Below are 19,878 nucleotides of genomic sequence, written 5' to 3' on the forward strand. Positions count from 1 at the left end.
TCGCAATAATGTAATAGTATGAATAATAGCATTAATCAAAAAAGACCAGTCGTCGTATCGAGGCTCCCCTCGCCGACATCCGTTGGCTTTCAAAACCTCAACAGCAGCATGCATGCCGCTGCCGTTGAGCAGATCGGAAGCTGGATCCTGCAGGGGCGCCTACTCCCCGGCGAGGCGCTTCCCAATGCCGATGGCTCTAAGGATACGCTCGGGATCAGCCGATCCGTGCTGCGCGACGCAATCAAGGTTCTGGCGGGCAAGGGGCTCGTCGAATCCCGCCCGAAGACCGGCACGCGCGTTCGTCCGCGATCGGAATGGAATTTCCTCGACCCGGACGTGCTATCCTGGCGCTATTCCGGCGCGGTGAACCACGAAGATGTCAAGGCATTGTTCGAGCTGCGTCGGGCCATCGAGCCGATGTCGGCAGCATTGGCAGCGCAGCGCGCAACACCCGAGCAGCTCGCTGAACTCAACGACGCGCTTGCCGAAATGGAAGCTTTTGGCGACGACGGTGAGCGGTTTGCCGAACCCGATCTCATTTTCCATCAGACCATCTTGCGGATGACCGGTAACGAGCTGATTGGCTCGCTCGCCGCCCTCATCCAAACCGCTCTGGTGATGAGCTTTCGCCTCTCGAACGACAATCCGACGGGGCAACGTCCCTCGCTGCCTTTGCATCGCGAGGTTGCCGAAAGGATCGCGGCAGGGGATGGGCAAGGCGCCCAACAGGCGCTGCTGGTCCTCCTCGATCATGCCGAAGATGATGTCAGGCGCGCCGTCGAAAGCCGCAATCAACGCCGCAAATCGCAGGAGCCGAAAACATGAGCAAGCCCAAGCGCAGGTTGCGCTCTTCCGCATGGTTCGGCGGGGACGGAAAAAACGCCTTCATGCATCGCAGCTGGATGAAGAACCAGGGGCTACCCGACCATGTTTTCGACGGTCGGCCTGTCATCGGCATCTGCAATACATGGTCGGAGCTTACCCCCTGCAATGCGCATCTGCGCGGCATAGCGGAACATGTGAAGCGCGGCGTCTACGAGGCCGGCGGTTTTCCGTTGGAGTTCCCCGTCATGTCGCTCGGCGAAAGCAATATGCGCCCGACGGCGATGCTCTTTCGCAACCTGGCCAGCATGGATGTCGAGGAATCGATCCGCAGCAACCCGATCGACGGCGTTATCCTTCTTGCCGGTTGCGACAAGACCACGCCGGCATTGTTAATGGGCGCCGCATCGGCCAATCTCCCGTCGATCGTCGTATCCGGCGGCCCGATGCTGAACGGAAAGTTCCGCGGCCAGGACATAGGCTCCGGCACGCATGTGTGGAAATTCGCGGAGGACGTCAAAGCCGGCCGGATGGCCGTGAGCGATTTCCTGTCTGCGGAACAGGGTCAGAGCCGCTCCGCGGGAAGCTGCATGACGATGGGCACCGCCTCCACCATGGCCAGCATGGTTGAAGCACTCGGGATCGGCATGCCCGACAATGCCGCCATCCCTGCCGTCGATGCGCGCCGCGGCGTTCTCGCCCACATGGCCGGTCGGCGTATCGTCGAACTCGTCAATCAGGACATCAATATCTCGGATATCCTTACGAAGACCGCTTTCGAAAACGCGATCCGCGTGAATGGCGCAATCGGCGGTTCCACCAACGCGGTCCTTCATCTGATCGCCATTGCCCGGCGCGTCGGCGTCGAGCTTAACCTCGACGATTGGGACAGGCTCGGACGCGGTGTGCCGACGATCGTCGACCTGATGCCGTCGGGGCGCTTCCTGATGGAGGACTTCTATTACGCAGGCGGCCTTACGACCGTCATGGCAGCGCTCGATGACGCCGGCCTCCTGGATCGTAGCGCAATGACGGTCAGCGGCAGGACGGTAGGCGACATCATCGAGAATGCACCGAACTACAACGAAGAGGTCATTCGGCCGGTCGGCAATCCGCTCACCAAGGAAGGCGGCATTGCCGTGCTGCGCGGCAATCTTGCGCCGAGCGGCGCCGTCATCAAGCCATCGGCCGCCACGCCGGATCTGATGCAGCATCGCGGCAAGGCGGTCGTCTTCGAGAATATCGAGCACTATTACGAGCGCATCGACGATCCCGATCTCGACATCGATGCGACCTCAGTAATGGTGCTGAAGAACTGCGGTCCGCGCGGCTATCCGGGCATGGCCGAGGTCGGCAACATGCCGCTGCCGGCAAAGCTCTTAAAGCAGGGCGTGTCCGACATGGTGCGCATTTCCGATGCCCGCATGAGTGGCACTGCCTATGGCACCGTCGTTCTCCATGTCGCGCCGGAGGCCGCCGCAGGCGGCGCTCTGGCGCTAGTGCGAGACGGTGACATCATCGAACTCGACGTTGCCGGCCGCCGGCTGGAGCTGATGGTATCGGATGCGGAACTGGCCAAGAGACGGGCAGAATGGCAACCGCCGGAACCGCCGCAAGGGGGCTATCAAAGCCTCTATGTCGAGCGTGTCACCCAAGCCGATGCCGGTTGCGATTTCGATTTTCTCGTGGGGCGCCGCGATGCCGGTATTCCCCGCCACTCTCACTAGGCGGTTTTACAATGAGTAGCCAGCAAAACAATTTCGCGATTTATCCCAGCCTCAAGGGGCGAAGCGTCTTCATCACCGGCGGCGGCAGCGGCATCGGCGAGAGTCTCGTCCGGCACTTCTGCGCCCAGGGCAGCCATGTCGCTTTCGTCGATATCGCCGAAGAGCCCTCCCGGCAGCTCGTTGCAGCCATAGCCGACGAGGGCACCGAGCCGCCGCTTTTCATTCCCTGCGATCTCCGCGACATTGAAGCACTGCGTACGGCGCTCGAAGCGGCCGCGGCCCGAAACGGGCCGATCCAGGTTCTCTGCAACAATGCCGGCAGTGACGATCGGCATCAGACCGAGGATGTGACGGTTGCCTACTGGGACGACCGGATGGCCGTCAACCTTCGTCATCAGTTCTTCGCCGCCCAGGCCGCGAGACCCTACATGAAGGCGCTGGGCGGAGGCTCCATCATCAATTTCGGCTCCATCACCTGGATGGTCGGCGATCCCGACTGTCCCGCCTATGTCACGAGCAAAGCGGCGGTCTACGGCATGACGCGGGCGCTCGCCCGCGAGCTCGGGCCTGAGCGTATCCGCGTTAACTGCATGGTCCCCGGCTGGGTGATGACCGAGCGGCAGATGCGTCTCTGGCTCACGCCCGCCGGCGAAAGGCAGATCGAAGAACGCCAATGTCTGCCGGACCGGCTTCAACCATCAGACATCGCCCGCATGGCGCTTTTCCTCGCGGCCGATGACAGCGCCATGTGCACAAGCCAGCAGTTCATCGTCGACGGTGGCTGGGTATGACAAATCAACTTACGACAGGGAAAGGTGCAACCATGCGTCTCGTTCAATTTAAAACGCCCGAGGGCGAGCGCAAGGTCGGCCGCGTCTCGGCCGGTGGCAATCACCTTCATCCGCTCAAGGACACGCATTCCATCCGCGAACTTGCCGAAGCGGCAATCGCGCGCCGTGTTCCGATCGCTGCGCTGGTCGAAGAGCGCGCGACGACGGAACTGGTGGATTACGATCACCTGCTTCGCGAAAACCTAGTGCTGGCACCGCTCGATCACGAGGAGCCCAGCCGTTTCCTTGTGACCGGCACGGGCCTCACTCATACCGGCAGCGCCAATGCGCGCGACAAGATGCATGTCCTCACCCATGGCGAAGACGCAGCGGGGTCCGACTCGCTGAAGATCTTCCGTATGGGTCTCGAAGGTGGGAAACCGGCCGGTGGTCCGCCGGGCGTGCAGCCGGAATGGTTCTTCAAGGGCGTCGGCACCTGTGTCGTCGCGCCGGGCGCGGCCTTGCCGATGCCTGCTTTCGCACTTGCCGGCGCCGAAGAGGCCGAAATCGTCGGTCTCTATGTCGTCGGACCGGATGGTAGCCCCTTCCGGATCGGCTACGCGCTCGGAAATGAATATTCGGACCATGTCACCGAAGCGGAAAACTACCTCTACCTCGCTCATTCCAAACTGCGTTCGTGCTCGATCGGACCGGAACTGCTGGTCGGCGATCTGCCCGACGAGGTTCGCGGCCTTTCGCGCATCCGCCGCAACGGAGAGGTGATCTGGGAAGAGGAATTCCTATCGGGCGAGACGCACATGTCTCACTCGATCGCCAACCTCGAACACTATCACTTCCGCTACCCCATGCACCGCAGGCCGGGAGACCTGCATGCCTATTTCTTCGGAGCGGCCGTGATGAGCTATGCCTTCGGCGTCCAGACCGGCCCGGGGGATGAATACGAAATCGAAGCGGGCGTATTCGGCAAGCCGCTGCGCAATCGGGTGGAACTGACGCCCGACGAAGGGCTGGTGACCGTCACGCAGCTATAGCCGAAACCTGCGCCGATCGCATTGACAACCAACAACAATAAAGGGAACGGAAATGGGATTGAAAAAACTTCTGACAGCCATGGCAACCGCCGGCTTCATGGTGTCGATGATGGCATCATCGGCATTGGCTGAAAACCTTCGCGTGCTGGCCTGGGACGGCTATGCCGACAAGGACTGGGTCAAGGAATTCACCGCATCGACGGGCATTGGCGTCGATGTGGTCTTCATCGGCAGCGATGACGAGGCCTGGGCGAAGATCAAGGGCAGCGAAGGCAAGGACTTCGACGTCTTTGCGGTCAACACCGCCCAGTTGCAGCGATACATAGCCGCCGATCTCGTCACGCCCATCGATACCGCCAACCTGCCGAACCAGAAGGACGTGCTGCCGCGCTTCCGCGATCTGACCGCGATCCGCGGCGACACCAAGGACGGCAAGGTCTACGGCATTCCTTTCTGCTTCGATTCGATCGGCCTCATCTACGATACCGACAAGGTCAAGCCGGCACCGACCTCCATGTCGGCTCTCTGGGATCCGGCCTATCGCGGCAAGGTGCTCGCCTACGACAATGGCGAACACAACGTGTCCTTCACCGCACTGACCCTCGGCTACAAGGATCCCTTCCATTTGAGCGATGACCAGATCGCCTCCGTGAAAGCCAAACTGATCGACTTCAAGCACAATGTGCTGAGCTTCTATACGACGGCCGATGAAGCCCAGCAGATCTACAAGAATAACGATGTCGCCCTCATCTGGGCCAATTACGGCCAGCAGCAGCTGAAGGCACTCAAGGATGCGGGCGCCCACGTCGCCTATATCAATCCAAGCGAAGGTGCGCTTGCCTGGCTCGACAACTGGGTGATCTCCAAGGGCGTGCATGACAAGGCGGCCGCGGAGAAATGGATCAACTTCATGATCTCCAAGACCGTGAGCTCGCAGCTCTCCGAACGGACCGGCTTCGGCAATACAGTCACGGAAACCGCCAGCGCCCATGGCGCCGACAAGCTGATCTGGCTCGACAATGTCGAAGATCCGTTGAAGCGTTCGGATCTCTGGAACGAAATCAAGGCCACGCCTTGATCCCTATGTCGGATTTGCTTCAAAGCGGCGGTCCGATCGCTTTCGGACCGCTTCCGAACCATATCGAGTGAAAAAATGACCCAATCGCTGGACCTGCTTAGTCTGCAGTCCGTCTCGAAGTCCTATGGCGCGGTGCCGGTGCTTCACGAAATCGATCTCTCGATCCGAGATGGCGAATTTCTGACCGTGCTCGGCCCTTCCGGCTCCGGCAAGACGACGGTGCTGCGCCTCATTGGCGGCCTTGAAGCCATGACATCGGGGCGCATCGTCCTTGATGGCCAAGACATCGGCCGCATGCCGATCAACCGTCGACCGTTCAACACCGTCTTTCAGGATTATGCGCTTTTCCCGCATATGTCGGTCGCGGCCAATGTCGGCTATGGCCTGTCCATTCGCCACAGGCCCCGCCAGGAAATCAGGCAGCGTGTCGGCGAGGCCCTCGATCTGGTCCAGCTCGGCAAATTCGCCGATCGTTATCCGGCGCAGCTTTCTGGCGGCCAGCGCCAGCGCGTAGCGCTGGCCCGCGCCCTGATCTGCCAGCCTCGCCTCGTCCTGCTGGACGAACCGCTCGCCGCACTCGATCTCGAACTGCGCCGCCAGATGCAGGAGTTCCTGAAATCGATCCAGCGCGAGGTCAAGACGACCTTCCTGTTCGTCACCCACGATCAGGAAGAGGCGATCGGCATGGCCGACCGCATTTGCGTCATGCAAGCAGGCCGCATCCGCCAATTGGGCACGCCGCATGATCTTTATTACCGGCCGAGCTGCAAGTTCGTCGCGAAGTTCTTTGGCGAAAACAATCTTGTGTGCGGAAAGCTGGCTGCCGGCGATGGAAGCACGCGTGCCATAGATACCGCGCTCGGTCGCCTTCATTGCTCTATCGAGGGACAGCCGGAACTGCGGTCCGCGCCACACGGAGCTACGGCCTTCGCTGTCTTCCGCCCGGAGGCGTTACGCGCTGCCGAAACAAATGAAGACTTGAACCGCTTCTCGGGCATCGTCGAAGAACTCGCTTTCGCCGGCTCCTCGACGGTCGCCCATATCAATTCGAGCGGCGAACGCCTGCGTCTGCGTCAGCCGAGCCGTGTAACAGGAAGCGCTCTGCGACCAGGCGAAACGATGGATCTATCCTTTGCGCCTGGCGACTCCTATCTGGTGCTATCATGAACCAACGTGGCGCCGGCTATTCCATCCTCGTGACGCTGCTCGCCTTCGCGATACCGGTCTTCTTCATATTGCTGCCGCTGATCCTCTTTCTTGGCTACAGCTTCCTGAGCGTCGCTCAAGGCACGATCAACTACACGCTCACGCTCACAAATTACGCGCGCTTCCTCACAGATCCCGTATTCCTGCCGGTATTCTGGAGTACCTGCATCCTCTGCCTCTCGGTGGCAGTCATCTGCGTGGCTCTCGGCTATCCTGCAGCCTATTTCCTCACCACGCTGCAGGGCAGATGGCGATACATCATGCTGATGCTAATGCTGGTGCCGCTGCTGATGAGCTACGTCATCAAGATATATGCCATCCGCAGCATCCTCGGCCAGAATGGCGTGCTCAATTCGATGCTGGTCGGCTTGGGCATTCTTGCTCAGCCCTCGACCCTTTTCGTCTTCAACATGAATGCGATCCTGCTGACGCTGACGCTTTTGCTCATCCCCTTCGCGATCTTGCCGATCTTCCTCACGCTCGAGCGCATCCCGCAGGTTCTGCTGCGCGCCTCCGATGATCTCGGCGCCAGCCGGTTCCAGACATTCCTGCGCATCACGCTGCCGCTAAGCCTTCCCGGGATCACATCCGCGGCAAGCTTCGTCTTCGTTCTAGCGATCGGCGACTTTCTGACGCCTCAGATGGTCGGCGGCGTCAGCGGCTTCACATTCGGCCGCATCCTCTACAGCCAGTTCGGCACGGCTTACAACTGGCCCTTCGGCGCTGCGCTTTCCGTCGCGCTGGCGGTGGTCGTGATCGCCGCGATCCTGCTTGGGGAACAGGCCGGCACGCAACGGGGGCTATCACGATGACTGGCCGTATCCATCTTTCCACGATCCTTCTGGCGGCAGTCACCGCCCTCGTCGCGATCCTGCTCTACAGCCCGCTCTTCGTTCCCATCCTGTCCTCGTTTTTCGATCTCCATCACGGCCAGGTCGACTGGTCCCGGCCGACATTATCGGCCTACACGGCGCTGGCGGAAAATGGCGATGTCCTGGCCGCTCTGAGGGCGACGCTGATCGTCGGTGTCTGCACGGTGATCCTCTCCGTCGTGTCAGGCACGCTTCTGGCGCTCTATTATCATGGCCGGCATGCCGGCCGGGGAGCGCTTCAGTTCATCATTTTCCTCCCCTTCCTGATGCCGCCCGTCATCAGCGGCCTCGCGCTCCTGATTTTCTTCCGGGAGATCAATTTCGATCGATCCCTGGTAACGGTCATCATTGGACATACCGTCTTCGTGCTCGCGATCGTCTATCGGACGATCCTCACACGCCTGCAGTCGATGAGCCGCACGCTCGTCGAAGCCTCGTATGATCTGGGAGCGAATAGCTGGCAAACTTTCTGGCGCGTGATCCTGCCGAACTTGTCGAGCGCGATGGCCGGCGGTGCCGTTCTTGCCTTTGCTCTTTCATTCGACGAGACGATGATCACCATCCTCGTCACGGGGACCGAGAGCACGCTGCCGGTACGCCTCTGGGCGATGATGCGATTGGGTTTTTCTCCCGATATCAACGCTCTGGTCGCGCTCATTCTCTTGTTCGCCGTGCTTCTATGCACTTTGACGGCGCGGCTTCTGATCCCGCGGCAGATGGCACGGTATCACGCCTAGAATATCTGCTCGTGAGCTGTCGGCGGACCGGTGCTATTCGTCATGGCGGCTCAAGTCCGCTTCAAGGCGCAGACCTGTTATATCCCGCGAAACCTCGGAGGCGATCGGCGCTGCTCCACTGGCCGTGCCGTCACCTCTTATCGCCGCAGTTCTGCCACCGACCGAGCTACTTCTCTGCCGCAGCGAGCTGCTGCCCAACGATCGCCAGCCAATAGTTGACGCCATGGATGATGGCATCGTCGTTGAAATCATAGGCCGGGTTATGCAGATCGGCGCTGTCGCCATTGCCGAGCCAGATGAAGGCGCCGGGACGCTTTTCCAGCATATAGGAGAAATCTTCCGAGCCCATGGTCGGCGGGTAATTGTCATCGACGCGGGCGTCGCCCGCGACGTGGCGGGCGGCTGCCACCGCGACCTTCGTCTTCTCCGCATCGTTCACGGTGACCGGATAGCCGGGACGCCAATCGATTTCGGCCTCGGCCGAAAACACCTTGGCGGTCATGGTGACCACATCGCGGAAGCGGGTTTCCACCGCCTTGCGCGTCTTCGGTTGCATGGTGCGGATCGTGCCGCCAATCTGGACGGCGGCCGGGATGACGTTCAGCGCCTTGTCGTTGCCGCCGCTGACATAGGTGATCGAGACGACGACCGGGTCGAAGGGATCGGTGAAACGCGAGGCGATCGACTGCAGCGCAGTGATCATGTGAGCCATGACGACGACGGGATCGTGGCTCAGATGCGGCGACGCGGCATGGCCGCCCTTGCCGTTGATCGTAACGACAAACCGATCGCCACCGGCCATGATCGGGCCGCTCCGAATCGCAAAGGAGCCGACGGCAAGGCCCGGCTCGTTATGCATGCCGTAGACTTCTTCGATGCCGAAACGTTCGAGCACACCTTCCTCGATCATCACCCGGCCGCCGCCGCCACCCTCTTCGGCCGGCTGAAAGATCAACACCACCTTGCCGGCAAAGTCACGATTGGCGGCCAGATGCTTGGCGGTCGCAAGCAGCATGGCGGTGTGGCCGTCATGTCCGCAGGCATGCATCATATTCGGCACCTTGGAGGCGTGCGGCAGATTGGTCTGCTCCGACATCGGCAACGCGTCCATGTCGCAACGGAGCGCGATGGTCTTGCCTTTGCCGAGCTTGCCATTGATGACGGCGACGACGCCGGATTTGGCAAGGCCGGTGACCACTTCATCACAACCGAAGGCCTTCAGCTTCTCGATGACGAGAGCCGAGGTCTTCGGCAGATCGAAAAGAAGCTCGGGGTGCTGATGAATGGTCCGGCGCCAGCCCTTGGCTTCTTCGGCAAGGGCTGCAAGAGTGGGATCGAAGGTCATGAGGAACTACTCTTAGAGTGTCTGACGGAACGGCGAACGATCCGGATTCGGATCGAGCATGGCTTCAAGAAGCATACGCGTATAATCACTTTGCGGCCGCTCGAAAATATCAACGGCCGGTCCTGCCTCTACCAATTTGCCGCGATAGGTAACCGCAACATCATCGCAGATATGGCAGATGACGCCAAGATCGTCGCTGATGGGACGCATCGAGCGCTGCATCGCCTTTGAAGGCAGCAGTGAGTTTTCGGCTGAGAGCCCAGGCAGACGGCCGCTGCCTCTGGAAGACGTCAGGTTCCTACGCCAGGCCTTCCGCCAGCGCATAGGTGGCGAGCACGTCCTTGATGCTGTTTTCCGTGGGGAGCAAGGCGCGCGCGGTAATGGAATCGAGATGATGCGCCATGAGCGCTGCCGCTTCCTCGGTCTTGCCAGCAATCAGCTTGTCCAGCAGATCCCGATGCTCCGACACGGCACATTCCGAGGAATGGGGCCTGCCATAAAGGGCAAGGATCAGCGAACTTCTGGCGACCAGCTCGTTCACATAGCGGATGAGGCTGGCATTGTTGGTCATCTGCGCAAGAAGCGTATGGAATTCGCCGGCCAGGCGGATCGAGGCGGCATGCTCGGCTCTGGCGGCTTCCTCACCGGCAATGTGGGCGGAGAGCGTGTCGATTTGCTCTCGCGTCAGGTTTCCCGAAAGCGTTTCCACGACAAGGCGTTCCAATGCCATCCGCGTGAGAAAGAGGTCCCGGCCTTCCTCCAGGCTCGGACGCGCAACCGCAGCCCCCTTGTTGGGGCGCAATTCCACCAAGCCTTCCTGGCTCAAGCGAACCAGCGCTTCTCGAACCAGGGTGCGGCTGACACCCAGCCGCTCGCCGATCGAATCTTCAGGCAACTTTGCCCCAGGCGGAAGAGCCTGGTCGATAATAGCCCGCTTCAGGGCGCGGTGAACGGCCTGAGAGCGGCCACCGCCTGCATCGCTCACTTTCTTCGCCATTCCAGACTCCCAATGTTCAACCGATTTAACACATCGAATTGCATACGAAGATCGTATGTGTCCAGCCATTTGTTGCCTGACGGCACTGACGCACCCGCCAATGCCGAGGATATGCGCGATCACTATTTACGTCATATCAGCAAAAGATGCTTTACGGAACCAAAAATGCATGCATTTATGATATAAGATCGCATACAATAATAGAATTCAAAAATTGGGAACAATCACATGCTCGCCTTCGTCGTCAAACGAATGCTCGGTCTTGTGCCAGTGATCCTGGTCGTCTCGATCGTAGTCTTCCTGCTGCTGCGGCTAAGCCCCGGCGACCCCGCAGTCGTGATCGCCGGCGACAATGCGGACGCTGCAACGATCGAGCGGATCCGCGCGACCCTCGGGCTCGATCAGCCGTTGATAAGCCAGTTCATCATATGGGGCCGCTCGCTCCTGCATGGCGATCTGGGCGTCTCGGTTTTCTCGAACATTCCCGTTACGCAGCTCATTCTTCAGCGCCTTGAACCGACGGCCTCCCTTGCTCTGACGACACTCGTTTTCTCGATCGTGATAGCGGTTCCCCTCGGCACGATTGCCGGCGCCACCGCCGGAAGCTGGCTGGATCGGACGCTGATGCTCGTGTCTGTTCTCGGCTTCTCCATCCCCGTCTTCGTGCTGGGCTATTGCCTGATCTATGTCTTCTCGCTGCACCTGCATCTTCTGCCGGTTCAGGGCTTCTCCAGCATTCGCGACGGCATCGTCCCCTTCCTGTCGAGCATCGCGCTGCCGACGATGACATTGGGGCTTGCCTATCTCGTGCTGATCGCGCGCATCACCCGGGCAAGCGTTCTGGAAATGATGGGCGAGGACTTTATCCGCACCGCCCGGGCCAAGGGCGTCAAGGAGCGCATCGTCGTGACGAGGCATGCCCTGCGCAATTCCGCGATCCCGATCCTGACCGTCATCGGCATCGGCATTGCGCTGCTGATCAGCGGCGTCGTGGTGATCGAAACGGTGTTCAACATTCCCGGCGTCGGACGCCTCGTGGTCGATGCGATCCTGAAACGGGATTATCCGGTGATCCAGGGCGTCATCCTCATGTTTTCCGGAGTCTATGTCCTGATCAATCTGATCATCGACATCGCCTATGCGTTCCTCGATCCAAGGGTGCGGTACTGATGAACTCTCCTGCTTCTCTCCCCGCGGCGCGGGCTATGACAAAGCACTCGCTACCGCCGTTCTTGCTTCATCCGTCCGTTCTCGTCGGCGGGTTGCTCATCGCGACGATCGTTCTGGTGGCGATCGTCGCCCCTTATCTCGGCACGGTCGATCCGGGCCGCATCGCCCCTAGCATGCGCCTGAAGCCGCCATCGGAACTTGCCTGGTTCGGCACCGACCTGTTCGGTCGCGACGTCTATAGCCGCGCCATCTACGGCGCGCGCAGCTCGATGCTCATCGGGCTCTGCGTCGCAACGGCAGCGCTGGTCATCGGCGTTACGATCGGTCTGGTGGGAGGCTATTTCCGTTGGGTCGATGTCGTGGTCATGCGCATCATGGACGGCCTCATGGCAATCCCGACATTCCTGTTGGCGATTGCGCTCGTCTCGCTCACCCGTGCCAGCATCGCAACCGTTGTCGTCGCGCTTACCGTTCCCGAAATCCCCCGCGTCGTGCGGCTTGTGCGCAGCGTCGTGCTGACGGTGCGTGAGGAGCCCTATGTCGAAGCGGCGATCTCCGTCGGAACATCGATACCGGCAATCCTTTTCCGCCACCTGCTTCCCAGCACCTACGCCCCCTTGATGGTGCTTGGCACCTATATCTGCGCCTCCGCCATTCTGATCGAAGCTGGTCTCAGCTTCCTTGGAACGGGCCTGCCGCCGGAAATTCCCAGCTGGGGCAACATGATTTCGGAGGGGCGCACCTTCTTCCAGGTCGCACCGCGTCTGGTCTTTCTGCCGAGCCTTTTCCTGGCTCTCACGGTGCTTGGGATCAATCTGCTCGGGGATGGATTGCGCGATGCGCTCGACCCTCGAATTGCAAAGAGGATGTGAGGGATGCTGATGAAAACGGCGACGCCTGTCATTGAGGTCCAGGACCTTGCCATTCCTCTTCCGGGCGGAGGCGATCGCGGTTTTGCGGTCGATCACATCTCTCTTTCCGTCGCGCCAGGTGAAATCGTGTGCGTGGTGGGCGAATCCGGCTCCGGCAAATCGGTCACCGCCCAGTCCATCATGGGCCTGCTGCCTAAGGTGTTCCCGAAGCCTGCCGGCCGCATTCTGTTCGAGGGCAAGAACATTACCGAGGCAACTCCTGCGGAGATGCGGGATCTGCGCGGCCGCGGCATCGGCATGATCTTCCAGGAGACGATGACCGCATTGAACCCTGTGCAGGCGGTCGGCAAGCAGATCGACGAGGTCTTGCGGACCCATCTGTCACTGTCGCGCAAGGAGCGCTTCGACAAGGTTATCGCCGCCATGGCCGAAGTTCGCCTGCCCGATCCGGAAACGCTCTATCACGCCTTTCCGCACCAGCTCTCCGGCGGCCAGCGCCAGCGTGTTCTCATCGCGGCGGCGCTGATCCTCCAGCCCAAACTGCTGATTGCCGACGAGCCGACGACGGCGCTCGATGTGACCACCCAAGCGCAAATCCTGTCACAAGTTCGCGAGTTGCAACGCGAACGCGGCATGGGCGTGCTGTTCATCACCCATGACATTGGCGTCGTGCGCGAGATTGCCGACCGTGTGGTGGTCATGAAAGCCGGCAAAATGATCGAGCAAGGTACAGCCGATCAGGTGCTCAATGCGCCGGCCTCGGACTATACGCGCATGCTGATCGCCTCAGTTCCGACGCTTGAGCCGAAGCGAAGCGGCCATGTCGTCACCGGCACCGTCGCGCTTGAGATGACGGCCGTGACAAAGACCTACCACAGCGGCGGCCTGTTCCGCGACCACCGCACTGTCCAAGCCCTGCGGGAAGCCTCGCTTTCCGTAAGGCACGGAGAGACGCTCGGCATTATCGGCGAATCCGGCTCCGGCAAGTCTACGCTTGCGCGCTGCGTCATGCAGCTGATCGAGCCGTCATCCGGCAGCATTGAATTGCCCGATGCCACGGACGGCCGCACCTTGCGGCAGCGCATGCAGATGGTGTTCCAAGATCCGTACAGATCGCTCAATCCGCGGCGAACGGTGGGACAATCGATCATCGAAGGCCCGATGAATTTCGGCCAAAGCAAAAGCGAAGCCCTGGAACGGGCACGCGAACTGATGCAGCTCGTCGGGCTGGAGCCCCATGCCGTCGACCGCTTTCCGCATCAATTTTCCGGTGGCCAGCGGCAGCGCATCTCGATCGCACGGGCGCTGGCGATGGAACCCGACATCCTGGTGGCGGACGAGGCTGTGTCTGCCCTCGACGTCTCGGTCCAGGCGCAGGTCCTGCGCCTGATCGACGACATACAGAAACGCTTCGATCTGGCCATTCTTTTCATCACGCACGATCTGCGCGTGGCAGCTGAGATCTGCGATCGGCTGATCGTCATGCACCGCGGGGAAATCGTCGAGCAGGGAGCTGTGTCGACCGTCTTTACCGCGCCTGCCCACCGATACACGCGCGAACTGCTCGCCTCGATACCCGGCAGGGCGGAACAAAAGGTTCCGGCTTGAGAAAAGCTCTCGAATAGAAAGGGGAATGACCATGTTTAATCCGATGAAAGCCACCCGCCAGGCCCTGCTCGCTTCGGCCGTCCTCCTATCGTGCCTCGGGACGGCCTGGGCGGAAAACACCCTCAAGATCGTGCCAAGCGCCGACCTTCAGGTGCTCGACCCGATGGGCTCGACCGCCGACATCGTGAAGATGCACGGCTTCATGATCTACGACACGCTCTACGCGCTCGATGAGCATTTCAAGCCGCAGCCGGAAATGGTCCAGGACCTGCAGCTTTCGGCAGACAAGAAGACCTATCGTTTCACCCTGCGCGACGGGCTGAAATGGCATGATGGCCAGCCGGTCAAGGCCGAGGATTGCGTGGCCTCATTGAAGCGCTGGCAAGCTCGCGACGCGGCCGGGCAGCTGATGGCCCGCGAGATCAAAGAAATGCGGGTCGTCGACGACAAGACCTTCGAGCTCGAATTCAAGGAACCCTACGGCATCGTGCTGGAATCCCTCAGCAAGGTGGCGTCGAACGTCCCATTCATGATGCCGAAGCGGATCGCAGAGACCGATCCCTACAAGGAAATCACCGATCAAACCGGCTCCGGCCCTTACAAATTCGCCAAGGACAAATGGGTCCCCGGCAGCAAAGTGGTCTATGAGATGTTCGCCGACTATGTTCCGCGCAAGGAACCGGCAAGTGGCCTGGCCGGCGGCAAGGTGGCGCAGTTCGACAGCGTCGAATGGGATATCATCAAGGACCAGCAGACGGCGTTATCGGCGCTGATGAGCGGCGAGATCGACTTCTGGCAGAATCCCTCGCTCGACCTTCTTCCGGTTATCGAAGCCGCAGGCAATCTGCAAACCAAGGTCATCAACCAGACCGGCACGCAGGGCACGCTCTTCTTCAATCACACACAGCCACCCTTCGACAATCCAAAGGCCCGCCAGGCCATGTTCTACCTGACCAACCAGCAGGCCTATCTGCAGGCGGTCAACGGCAATCCCGACTATTTCAAAACCTGCGCCTCTTTCTTCATCTGCGGCAGCCCGATGGAGACGGAAGCCGGGCTGGACGCACTGAAGGCACCCAATCCGGAAAAGGCCAAGGCGCTGTTCAAGGAGGCCGGCTGGGACTTTTCCAAGCCGATCGTCATTCTCGACCCGACCGATGAAAGCATCGTTCATCCCGAAACCGTCGTCACCGTGCAGGCGATGCGGGATATCGGATTGACTGTCGATGTGCAGGCCATGGACTGGGCAACCGTCCTGAAGCGTCGCAATTCCAAGGAGCCGGCCGACAAGGGCGGCTGGAACCTGCTTCATTCTTATGTCGGCGGACAGGTGGTCGCCAATCCGGTCTGGAGCATCACCTTCTCGGCAGCCTGCGAGAAGGGCATCTTCGGCTGGCCATGCGACAAGACACTTGAGGATCTGCGCCTTAGATGGGCGCTCGCCGATGGCGTCGAGGCGCAGAAGACCGTCGCGGCTGAATATTCCAAGCGCGCTTTCGAGATCGGTCATCATATCCCGCTCGGCCAATGGAACACCTTTGTCGCGTTCTCGAACAAGCTTTCCGGCGTGCTCACGACGCAGGACGTGCCGGTGTTCTGGAACATTAAGAAGAGCAATTGACGCGATCTCGATGAAGGATACCCCGACACGCCCTTTCAACCGATTTCCCTAGAATAGTGAGCCGATAACATGTCGACCGATTACGATCGTTTACCTTTCCAACCTCAAGAATATCTGGCGCGCAGGGATTCCTTGAGAAAACTCATGGCCGAGCGCGGCATCGATGCCTGCGTGCTCAATTCGGCTGAGAACATGTACTATCTGACCGGGTTCGGATCGCTCGCCTACGGCGCGACATCCCTGATCGTTCGAGCAGATGGCAAGGCAATCTGGGTGATGCGCCTGACCGAACTCAGCAACATCCGGGCGCTCAAGGGCAAGATCTGGGCGGACGAAGGCGTCGGTGTCCGGGACGGACAGGACTATACGGCCGTTCTCGAACGGACGCTCGCCGATTTCGTACCCGCCAAGGCCACGATCGCCGTCGAATATGCGACGGTGCAGACTGCCTTGCGGGGCTTCGTTCGTGCGAAGGACGATGCTGTTCTCAACGCATCCGGGCTTGTCGAGCAGCTGCGTCGCATCAAGAGCCCGGCGGAAATCGACCTTCTGCGCAAAGCGGGGCAGATCGCGGCTCAGTCTTGCCGCGATGGCTTCGAGGCATTGCACGAGGGCATGACCGACACCGAGCTTGCCGCTGTCGTCACTAACAGTATGCTCGCCAACGGCAGCCACCGGCCGGTCAAGATGGCGAACGTTTGCGCCGGGCCTCGCACCGCACGCGCCCACGTCACCTGGTGCGGTGCTCCGATCTCGCGCGGCGAGCTGGTCAATATCGAACCAGCCGCATCGATCCACGACTATCACACGCCGATCTTCCGGTTCTATTCGATCGGCGAGCCGGTGGACCGGGTGCGGCGTATGTTCGAGGTGTGCAAGGAAGCGCTCGACGAGGGCTTTGCGCGCGTTCGTCCCGGCATGACCTCGCATGAAGCCGCACGCATATTCGAAGGCGTGATCGAAAGCCGCGGCTTTGCCGAATGGATGGTCACACGGCCTGCCTACAGCATCGGCGCCTCCTTCCCGCCCGGCTGGGGCGAGGACGATGTGATGGCGATCCGCCGCCATCACGATGTCGTTCTCGAAGAGGGCATGTGCTTCCACGTGACCCCCTGCCTTTACGAGGATGGGATCGGCTGCGTCGGCGCCAGCATGCCGGCGGTATTGACCGCCGGCGGATTTGAATCCCTGAGCGGCGACGAAGCGATTTTTGGTGTCAAATGAACGAGGGCACTATGGATATAGGCGAGCATAGCGACGCCTCGGGCAGCAGGACCGCTTTTGATTTCACGAAGCTTACTGCACGCGAGCGCTACAAGCTGATGATCGGCACGATCATTCCGCGCCCGATCGCGCTGGTGACCACGGTCGACGAACATGGCCGCTTCAATGCCGCCCCGTTCAGCTTCTTCAACTGCCTTTCGGCCGATCCGCCCATCGTGGCGATCGGTGTCGAGAACAATCCCGACATCTCCTTCAAGGATACCGGCCACAATATCAGGATGACCGAGGTCTTCACGGTCAACATCGTTTCGCATGCCATCGCCGAAGCGATGCATATCTGCGGCACAAAATATCCGCGCGGGGTCGACGAAATGAAAGAGGCAGGCCTGACTGCCATGCCCGGCGAAAAGGTTGCCTCGCCCTGGATAAAGGAGGCTCCGGCCGCATTCGAATGCCGCCGGCATCTGACGCTGGAGCTTGGCAAATCGCGCCAGATCATCATGGGCGAGATCATCTTTGCCCATTATCACGCGGGCGCCGTCGATGAAGGCTTGCATGTCGATCCCGGCATTATCGATTCAATCGCGCGGCTCGGCGGCGACACCTGTTCCACGATCCGGGACAGATTCGAAATGCTGACCCCGAAGCTGGCGTGATGGGGGTTAAAGCAAGAGAGAACATTATGGACAATGAATCGCGTTTCCTCTGCGAAGCGATCGAGCTTGCGCGCACGAACTCCCAAAATGGCGGCCGCCCGTTCGGCGCGCTCGTCGTCAAGGACGGCGAAGTGGTCGCAACCGGCGTGAACGAGATCCTCAACACGAACGATCCGACCGCGCATGCGGAGATGATGGCGATCCGTCTCGCCAGCCAGAAGCTGAAGTCGCCGAACCTTCAGGGATGTGCGGTCTATGCCAGCGGCCACCCCTGCCCGATGTGCATGGCAGCGATGCGGCTGGCGGGTGTGGGCGCAGTTGCTTACGCTTATTCCAACGACGATGGCGCGCCATTCGGGCTATCTACCGCCGCGATCTACGAGGATCTGGCCAAACCCTTCGCCGAGCAATCGATGAAGATCCGCTACGTTCGGACCCGTCTGGAATCGCAGCCCGACCTCTATGCCGATTGGAAACGCCGGCAGGACGAGCGGCTCTGAATCATGAAGAATACCGTGTCCGCCTCCACGCGCCCGCTATTGTTCGTCGTTGCCATCGTCGGGCTCAATCTGAGGCCATTCATCACCGCCGTCGGGCCGCTTGCCGGGGACATCCGGACGGAAACCGGCCTTGGCCTTCAGGGCATGTCGCTTCTGACCATGGTGCCGATGATCTTGATGGGGATGGTCGCCTTCATCGGACCGTCCCTTCAAAATGCGATGGGCGCACGCCGGTTGATCCTGGCAGCTCTGGCCGTGCTGGGCCTCGGATCGCTTCTGCGCTTCTATTCCGCCACGGACTGGCAATTGGTAGGAACGGCAGCCGTCATCGGCTTTGGGGTCGCAATCATCCAGGCGGTATTTCCCGGCGTCATCAAACGGATATTCCCCACGCGCGTCGCCGTCGTGATGGGGCTCTACTCCTCGATGCTGATGGGCGGCGGCGCGCTCGGAGCCAAGGCTGCGCCCGTCGTCGCCGGGGCGGCGGGGACCTGGCATGCGGGCCTTGCGTGGCTTGCCGCACCGGCCGTCATCGCGCTTCTGCTTGCCTTCATCTATTTGCCGACCGACCATCGCAGGACCTCCGGCGGCAATGTGACGACCCATTTGTTGAAGCGGCCGCGCGCCTGGCTCCTGATGGCGTGTTTCGGGCTCGTCAATGGCGGCTATTCCTCTGCGGTCGCGTGGTTGTCGCCGTACTATCAGGCACAGGGATGGAGCGGCGCAGCGACGGGGAACCTGCTGGCGGTCATGGCTGTCAGTCAGGCGATATCTGCTCTCGTCCTGCCTTTGTTCATCGGCCGTGAAGGCGACCGCCGGATCTGGCTATGGTTGACGCTGATCTTTCAGGCGACGGGTTTCGCCGGTCTCGCCTTCTGGCCGCAGCTGGCGCCTTTCGCCTGGGCGGCACTGGTCGGCGCCGGGTTGGGCGGCTGCTTTGCCCTGTCGCTGGTGGTGGCGCTCGACCATCTCGCCGATCCCGCACATGCGGGTGCCCTATCGGCTCTGATGCAGGGTGGCGGATTTCTCATCGCCGCAATACCGCCGTGGATCGTCGCGGTTCTGCACGATCTAACAGGCGGCTTCCAGTCAGGGTGGCTGCTCCATCTGACTTGCGTGGTCGTCGTGATAGCCCTGGTGCAGCGTCTCGCTCCGCACACTTACGAGAGAACGATGCCGGTGATGAGCGTGGAACCATTGGCAAATCAAGAAAGCAGCGCGCCAGTATCGAGCTAGGAGATTTGGCACCTCCGGCCTGCTCTTTCAGACCGACATAGCCGATAGCAAACGGCGCTTCGGCAAATTGCCATTGGTCTGAAGATTATTCATACCGCCACGTGCTGGCGGAATGAATTGAGTCCCTAAAAAGGCCACTAGGAACCATTTTTGAACCTTATCCATGGTTTTGGACGGCAACCCTCGACAAAAAGAAGGCGGTTCGGCGATTTATGGTGGGCCAAGCGATTGCTCAGCGCATCAGGCGCAGTAAGCTCCTCAGAGGCCGTATTCTTTTATTGACAACAACCGCTTAGACGCTTCCGCAAAATCCGGATATGGCGGGCGCCTGTCTTGATAGGACCATCTGTCTCAAACAGAAAGCCGCTTCACAGCTGCTCTGGAA

General features: G+C 60.6%; 19 protein-coding genes. 16 read left to right on the forward strand and 3 right to left on the reverse strand.

From position 1 onward, the window contains the following. The first annotated feature begins 108 nt into the window (after positions 1 to 108). From GA0061102_RS03855 to GA0061102_RS03890, 8 genes are all read left to right on the forward strand, one after another. Positions 109 to 825, forward strand: a complete 717-nt coding sequence (locus tag GA0061102_RS03855; RefSeq protein ID WP_245297914.1) for a FadR/GntR family transcriptional regulator — start codon at positions 109 to 111, stop codon at positions 823 to 825. Further along, the gene (locus GA0061102_RS03860) at positions 822 to 2,549 is read left to right on the forward strand and encodes an IlvD/Edd family dehydratase (RefSeq protein WP_092844183.1); all 1,728 of its coding nucleotides are present in this window, start codon (positions 822 to 824) and stop codon (positions 2,547 to 2,549) included. The genes GA0061102_RS03855 and GA0061102_RS03860 overlap by 4 nt, the downstream gene beginning before the upstream one ends. A gap of 11 nt (positions 2,550 to 2,560) precedes the next feature. Continuing rightward, on the forward strand, positions 2,561 to 3,340 hold the full coding sequence (locus tag GA0061102_RS03865; RefSeq protein ID WP_092844185.1) for an SDR family NAD(P)-dependent oxidoreductase: 780 nt from the start codon (positions 2,561 to 2,563) through the stop codon (positions 3,338 to 3,340). Between the two features lie 32 nt (positions 3,341 to 3,372). Continuing rightward, positions 3,373 to 4,371, forward strand: a complete 999-nt coding sequence (araD1, locus tag GA0061102_RS03870; RefSeq protein ID WP_092844187.1) for an AraD1 family protein — start codon at positions 3,373 to 3,375, stop codon at positions 4,369 to 4,371. Between the two features lie 52 nt (positions 4,372 to 4,423). After that, positions 4,424 to 5,449 carry an ABC transporter substrate-binding protein gene (locus GA0061102_RS03875; protein ID WP_092844189.1) on the forward strand — a complete coding sequence of 342 codons (1,026 nt, stop codon included), beginning with the start codon at positions 4,424 to 4,426 and terminating at the stop codon, positions 5,447 to 5,449. 75 nt (positions 5,450 to 5,524) lie between these two features. After that, a complete protein-coding gene (locus tag GA0061102_RS03880; protein ID WP_092844191.1) occupies positions 5,525 to 6,616 on the forward strand; it encodes an ABC transporter ATP-binding protein in 1,092 nt (363 codons plus the stop codon). Beyond that, a complete protein-coding gene (locus GA0061102_RS03885) occupies positions 6,613 to 7,467 on the forward strand; it encodes an ABC transporter permease (RefSeq protein WP_092844193.1) in 855 nt (284 codons plus the stop codon). The genes GA0061102_RS03880 and GA0061102_RS03885 overlap by 4 nt, the downstream gene beginning before the upstream one ends. After that, positions 7,464 to 8,264 carry an ABC transporter permease gene (locus GA0061102_RS03890; protein WP_092844195.1) on the forward strand — a complete coding sequence of 267 codons (801 nt, stop codon included), beginning with the start codon at positions 7,464 to 7,466 and terminating at the stop codon, positions 8,262 to 8,264. The genes GA0061102_RS03885 and GA0061102_RS03890 overlap by 4 nt, the downstream gene beginning before the upstream one ends. Before the next feature lie 166 nt (positions 8,265 to 8,430). On the opposite strand, the gene GA0061102_RS03895 is transcribed toward GA0061102_RS03890, so the two are convergent. The 3 genes from GA0061102_RS03895 to GA0061102_RS03905 all read right to left on the reverse strand — a co-directional run bounded on the left by GA0061102_RS03895 (position 8,431) and on the right by GA0061102_RS03905 (position 10,606). Further along, complete coding sequence (locus GA0061102_RS03895) at positions 8,431 to 9,609, reverse strand: M20 aminoacylase family protein (protein WP_092844197.1); 1,179 nt, start codon at positions 9,607 to 9,609, stop codon at positions 8,431 to 8,433. 12 nt (positions 9,610 to 9,621) lie between these two features. Continuing rightward, positions 9,622 to 9,819, reverse strand: coding sequence for an ABC transporter ATP-binding protein (locus GA0061102_RS03900; RefSeq protein ID WP_245297915.1), 198 nt, complete (start codon positions 9,817 to 9,819; stop codon positions 9,622 to 9,624). 88 nt (positions 9,820 to 9,907) lie between these two features. Further along, a complete protein-coding gene (locus GA0061102_RS03905; protein ID WP_092844199.1) occupies positions 9,908 to 10,606 on the reverse strand; it encodes a GntR family transcriptional regulator in 699 nt (232 codons plus the stop codon). A 228-nt stretch (positions 10,607 to 10,834) separates the two neighbouring features. On the opposite strand from GA0061102_RS03905, the gene GA0061102_RS03910 reads away from it, so the two are divergent. The 8 genes from GA0061102_RS03910 to GA0061102_RS03945 all read left to right on the forward strand — a co-directional run bounded on the left by GA0061102_RS03910 (position 10,835) and on the right by GA0061102_RS03945 (position 19,493). Continuing rightward, positions 10,835 to 11,776 (forward strand): ABC transporter permease, encoded by a 942-nt coding sequence (locus GA0061102_RS03910; RefSeq protein ID WP_092844201.1) that lies wholly within the window; start codon positions 10,835 to 10,837, stop codon positions 11,774 to 11,776. Between the two features lie 35 nt (positions 11,777 to 11,811). Further along, positions 11,812 to 12,648: an ABC transporter permease gene (locus GA0061102_RS03915; RefSeq protein WP_425348509.1), complete on the forward strand. Its 837-nt coding sequence runs from the start codon at positions 11,812 to 11,814 to the stop codon at positions 12,646 to 12,648. Positions 12,649 to 12,651: 3 nt separating this feature from the next. After that, positions 12,652 to 14,256, forward strand: coding sequence for a dipeptide ABC transporter ATP-binding protein (locus tag GA0061102_RS03920; RefSeq protein WP_245297916.1), 1,605 nt, complete (start codon positions 12,652 to 12,654; stop codon positions 14,254 to 14,256). A gap of 25 nt (positions 14,257 to 14,281) precedes the next feature. Beyond that, positions 14,282 to 15,877 (forward strand): ABC transporter substrate-binding protein, encoded by a 1,596-nt coding sequence (locus GA0061102_RS03925; protein WP_245297917.1) that lies wholly within the window; start codon positions 14,282 to 14,284, stop codon positions 15,875 to 15,877. A 132-nt stretch (positions 15,878 to 16,009) separates the two neighbouring features. Beyond that, positions 16,010 to 17,101, forward strand: coding sequence for a M24 family metallopeptidase (locus GA0061102_RS03930; protein WP_245297918.1), 1,092 nt, complete (start codon positions 16,010 to 16,012; stop codon positions 17,099 to 17,101). Positions 17,102 to 17,112: 11 nt separating this feature from the next. After that, the gene (locus GA0061102_RS03935) at positions 17,113 to 17,757 is read left to right on the forward strand and encodes a flavin reductase family protein (RefSeq protein WP_092844207.1); all 645 of its coding nucleotides are present in this window, start codon (positions 17,113 to 17,115) and stop codon (positions 17,755 to 17,757) included. Between the two features lie 26 nt (positions 17,758 to 17,783). After that, positions 17,784 to 18,257: a nucleoside deaminase gene (locus tag GA0061102_RS03940; protein ID WP_092844209.1), complete on the forward strand. Its 474-nt coding sequence runs from the start codon at positions 17,784 to 17,786 to the stop codon at positions 18,255 to 18,257. Positions 18,258 to 18,260: 3 nt separating this feature from the next. Continuing rightward, complete coding sequence (locus GA0061102_RS03945) at positions 18,261 to 19,493, forward strand: cyanate transporter (protein ID WP_092844211.1); 1,233 nt, start codon at positions 18,261 to 18,263, stop codon at positions 19,491 to 19,493. Positions 19,494 to 19,878 lie beyond the last annotated feature (385 nt).

This window comes from Martinezella miluonensis, assembly GCF_900094545.1.
Lineage (GTDB): Bacteria > Pseudomonadota > Alphaproteobacteria > Rhizobiales > Rhizobiaceae > Rhizobium > Rhizobium miluonense.

Bases quoted from the DNA above. Each gene is read 5' to 3' on its own strand.
- GA0061102_RS03935 (WP_092844207.1), top strand. From the start codon at position 17,113: ATGGATATAGGCGAGCATAGCGACGCCTCGGGCAGCAGGACCGCTTTT.
- GA0061102_RS03910 (WP_092844201.1), top strand. From the start codon at position 10,835: ATGCTCGCCTTCGTCGTCAAACGAATGCTCGGTCTTGTGCCAGTGATC.
- araD1 (WP_092844187.1), top strand. From the start codon at position 3,373: ATGCGTCTCGTTCAATTTAAAACGCCCGAGGGCGAGCGCAAGGTCGGC.
- GA0061102_RS03880 (WP_092844191.1), top strand. From the start codon at position 5,525: ATGACCCAATCGCTGGACCTGCTTAGTCTGCAGTCCGTCTCGAAGTCC.
- GA0061102_RS03885 (WP_092844193.1), top strand. From the start codon at position 6,613: ATGAACCAACGTGGCGCCGGCTATTCCATCCTCGTGACGCTGCTCGCC.
- GA0061102_RS03915 (WP_425348509.1), top strand. From the start codon at position 11,812: ATGACAAAGCACTCGCTACCGCCGTTCTTGCTTCATCCGTCCGTTCTC.
- GA0061102_RS03890 (WP_092844195.1), top strand. From the start codon at position 7,464: ATGACTGGCCGTATCCATCTTTCCACGATCCTTCTGGCGGCAGTCACC.
- GA0061102_RS03875 (WP_092844189.1), top strand. From the start codon at position 4,424: ATGGGATTGAAAAAACTTCTGACAGCCATGGCAACCGCCGGCTTCATG.
- GA0061102_RS03905 (WP_092844199.1), bottom strand. From the start codon at position 10,606: ATGGCGAAGAAAGTGAGCGATGCAGGCGGTGGCCGCTCTCAGGCCGTT.
- GA0061102_RS03855 (WP_245297914.1), top strand. From the start codon at position 109: ATGCATGCCGCTGCCGTTGAGCAGATCGGAAGCTGGATCCTGCAGGGG.
- GA0061102_RS03940 (WP_092844209.1), top strand. From the start codon at position 17,784: ATGGACAATGAATCGCGTTTCCTCTGCGAAGCGATCGAGCTTGCGCGC.
- GA0061102_RS03900 (WP_245297915.1), bottom strand. From the start codon at position 9,819: ATGCGTCCCATCAGCGACGATCTTGGCGTCATCTGCCATATCTGCGAT.
- GA0061102_RS03865 (WP_092844185.1), top strand. From the start codon at position 2,561: ATGAGTAGCCAGCAAAACAATTTCGCGATTTATCCCAGCCTCAAGGGG.
- GA0061102_RS03920 (WP_245297916.1), top strand. From the start codon at position 12,652: ATGCTGATGAAAACGGCGACGCCTGTCATTGAGGTCCAGGACCTTGCC.
- GA0061102_RS03895 (WP_092844197.1), bottom strand. From the start codon at position 9,609: ATGACCTTCGATCCCACTCTTGCAGCCCTTGCCGAAGAAGCCAAGGGC.
- GA0061102_RS03860 (WP_092844183.1), top strand. From the start codon at position 822: ATGAGCAAGCCCAAGCGCAGGTTGCGCTCTTCCGCATGGTTCGGCGGG.
- GA0061102_RS03925 (WP_245297917.1), top strand. From the start codon at position 14,282: ATGACCATGTTTAATCCGATGAAAGCCACCCGCCAGGCCCTGCTCGCT.
- GA0061102_RS03945 (WP_092844211.1), top strand. From the start codon at position 18,261: ATGAAGAATACCGTGTCCGCCTCCACGCGCCCGCTATTGTTCGTCGTT.